Genomic DNA, 2,996 nt, shown 5'->3' on the forward strand with positions numbered 1-2,996 from the left:
AAGGGGGGCGGATTGCTGAACTGGTGGAGGCAGCTCAATGCCGTTTACTCTATCTACCACCTTATTCGCCAGACCTCAACAAGATAGAGAAATGTTGGTCGTGGCTGAAAGCCCGTATTCGCCACTGCATTGAGCAGTTTGATTCTCTCCATGATGCCATGGATTCCGTTCTCCAAGCTACGTCCTAACCACCTTGACTAATGCTATATATTTGGTTAGAGCGACGAGAACTAGAAAGCGCCTGGGGAGATATCCGTCAGGGAATTTGGATGGCGCTAGTGCGTCGGGGTTTATTTCAACTGAGTTACACCCCAGACACCAAAAACTGGCGACCCCATATCCTCACCTTTTCCGGTGCGCCCAGTAAACGCTGGCTCTTAGTAGAATTAGCCTCCAGCCTCAGTCATAACCGTAGTTTATTTACTGTTAGTACAGTTTTACCCAGTGGAGCCAGGAACCAAGCCCAACGTAGTGAGATGGAAACCACTATTAGAGAGTATCTCAATAAACGGGGGATTCGGGGCTTAGTGCGGGTGATTATGGCTCCTGATACTTTCAGCGGAGCCCAACAACTCATCGAGTCCTATGGTATTGGTCCTTTAGTACCCAATACAATTTTATTAGGAGATTCCCAATCCCCTGAACGTCGAAAATCATATTGTGAAACCCTAGTACATTTTCACAAAACCGCTCGTAGTGTACTCATACTAAGAGATGAATCAGATCGGGGATTTGGCGCGCGACAGAAGATTGATCTCTGGTGGGGGGGTCTTAATACTAATGGAGGCTTGATGCTAATTCTGGCTTATTTGCTGCGGACGAGTCTGGAATGGCGCGGAGCCGAAATTAATTTAAACTTAGTTGTACCCGACGAAACAGCAGCACTAGCAGCCCATACCAATTTGGCTAAAGTGGTTGCACAGTTACGCATTGGGGCTAAACCCAAGGTGATTGTGTCTCAAGGACAACCTTTCCCGGAAATTCTACGGTCTTCCTCTCAGGATGCCGATTTGGTATTTTTGGGTATGGCTACCCCCAAAGAGGATTTGCAGTACAGTAAATATTACGAGGGACTCCAGAAAATGGCTACGGGATTACCCGCTACAATTTTTGTGTTAGCTGCTCCTGATTTTGCCTTCTCTGAGGTGTTACAAAAAGATTAGGTTCACTTTTTTTTCAACCAGTAGTCTGAGGTGTTATGGGGCTGAACTTTCAATGGTCTAGGTTCAAGTTAGCTGTACTTTCGGCGATCGCATTGGGGACTCATATTGCGATCGCTACCCCAGTGAAGGCAGCAGAAACAATTATAGTTCGCCAAGGGATTATGTCTCTCTCTCTGGCAATCGAAGATTTAGAAACATTAGCCAACACCGGAAAAGTTCCCCCCGGACTCCGAGGTTATGAGCTGTTTCTGTCCCCCCAACAAAAACAACAAGTCCTGGGAGTCTTAAATTCTCAAGTAGGTATCCCACCCACCGCCGTCAGCAATTTACTGACAACCCAAATTGGCGAAAACATCCTTGACGAAATTGCCACCATTACCCGCACTCAGGACCCCCAAACCCGAGGCGCAGACATTAAAACCGCCCTATTAGAAGCAGCCGAAAGCGAGTCTGGGTTATCAATACTAGGGTTTTTACAAAGCTACCCTAACCCAGAATTGAGAATTGATATCGATGTCGCCTTTGATGTATTTAGTCGCCTCAACCGTTCTTTTTGGCAGACTCAGCAGTTTATGGTGGAAATAGTCCAACAATTAGGACCCACAGATGCTAATTTAACCCTCCCCCTAGACCCCACCCAACCGGGTCCTCACCAAGTGATCACCACTACCCATACTTTTGAGGATACAGCCAGAAACCGCACCATTGATGTAGATATTTACTGGTCAGAAGCCGTAACCAGCGATCGCCCTGTGGTACTGTTTACCCATGGTCGCGGTTCCGTTCGCAATGAATTACAATATGTAGCCCGCCACCTAGCATCTCACGGCTATGCTTTCGTCACCTTAGAACATCCCGGGAGTAACCAGACCTATATTAACCAAAATCTGGCAATGCAACCACAGGAGTTGTTAGAACGTCCCCAGGATATTAGTTTTGTTCTCGATCAGTTAACTCAACTAACGCAAACTGGTGGAGTTATAGAACGTAGCCTTAATCCTAACCGCGTTTTAGTGATTGGTTATTCCCTCGGTGGTGGTACAGCTTTAACTATAGCTGGGGGAGAGTTTCAACTCGACTCCCTACGCCGACGCTGTCAGCAGGACGCAATCACTTTAAGTTCAGGACAAATTACCCAATGTATCGCCACTGAACTACCAGGCGATCGCTATCGGCTATATGATCCCCGCATTAAAGCAGCGATCGCCCTTAATCCTACCGCATCGTTGCTTTTTGGTGAAACCGGACTAACTCAAATCCGAGTTCCCACCCTCATTTTCTCCACCTCCGCCGATAAACTCACCCCCGCCTTATCCGACCAAATCGCCATATTTCCCCAAATTCCCGCCCCCAAATGGTTAGTTGGGGTTTTGGGAGGAACCCACCTCAGCGCCAAAGACCCCGATTTTGTCTTAGATCAATCCCGCGTTCCCAGGACACCCCTATCTGGTGATGAGGTAGCAGGTATCGCCGCCGCCGATATCCAAAACTATGTAAAAGCCTTTACCCTAGCTATGGCTGCACAACTGACACCAGAAGCCGAAAAATATCAAGTTTTTCTTACCCCAGAATACTTTGAGTTTATTTCTACCGATGCCTTTCCAGTGCGGCTACTCACGGAAATTCCCGAACCCATGCAGGTCCTGGTTGATTCATTTCTGGAAAACCAGTTACCGTGAGATATTCCCGACCCTGACTCTACCCCCACGAGGGGAGCATGATTTAATCTCAAATTAGGTTAATATTTTAGGGCAATATGGTATAAGAAGCGAGAAGAGTTGAGGATAAACCTATTGCCAGATATGTCAAACCCAAGGAAGCGGCCCAAATCCA

3 protein-coding genes are annotated in these 2,996 nt (G+C 47.3%); all 3 read left to right on the forward strand.

Going from position 1 to position 2,996, the window contains the following annotated elements; genetic code table 11:
* Nucleotides 1–188, forward strand: a 188-nt coding sequence (locus tag P5683_RS23825) for a transposase (protein ID WP_315669495.1), incomplete at its 5' end; no start/stop codon positions are given.
* 12 nt (nt 189–200) lie between these two features.
* Nucleotides 201–1,163 carry an amino acid permease gene (locus P5683_RS23830; protein WP_396442936.1) on the forward strand — a complete coding sequence of 321 codons (963 nt, stop codon included), beginning with the start codon at nt 201–203 and terminating at the stop codon, nt 1,161–1,163.
* 35 nt (nt 1,164–1,198) lie between these two features.
* Nucleotides 1,199–2,842 carry an alpha/beta hydrolase gene (locus P5683_RS23835; protein WP_006623314.1) on the forward strand — a complete coding sequence of 548 codons (1,644 nt, stop codon included), beginning with the start codon at nt 1,199–1,201 and terminating at the stop codon, nt 2,840–2,842.
* Nucleotides 2,843–2,996: the final 154 nt, after the last annotated feature.

It is taken from the genome of Limnospira sp. PMC 1279.21, from assembly GCF_032349615.1.
Classification (GTDB): domain Bacteria; phylum Cyanobacteriota; class Cyanobacteriia; order Cyanobacteriales; family Microcoleaceae; genus Limnospira; species Limnospira fusiformis.

Coding starts and splice junctions, on each gene's coding strand:
- P5683_RS23830 (WP_396442936.1), top strand. CDS start 201: ATGCTATATATTTGGTTAGAGCGACGAGAACTAGAAAGCGCCTGGGGA.
- P5683_RS23835 (WP_006623314.1), top strand. CDS start 1,199: ATGGGGCTGAACTTTCAATGGTCTAGGTTCAAGTTAGCTGTACTTTCG.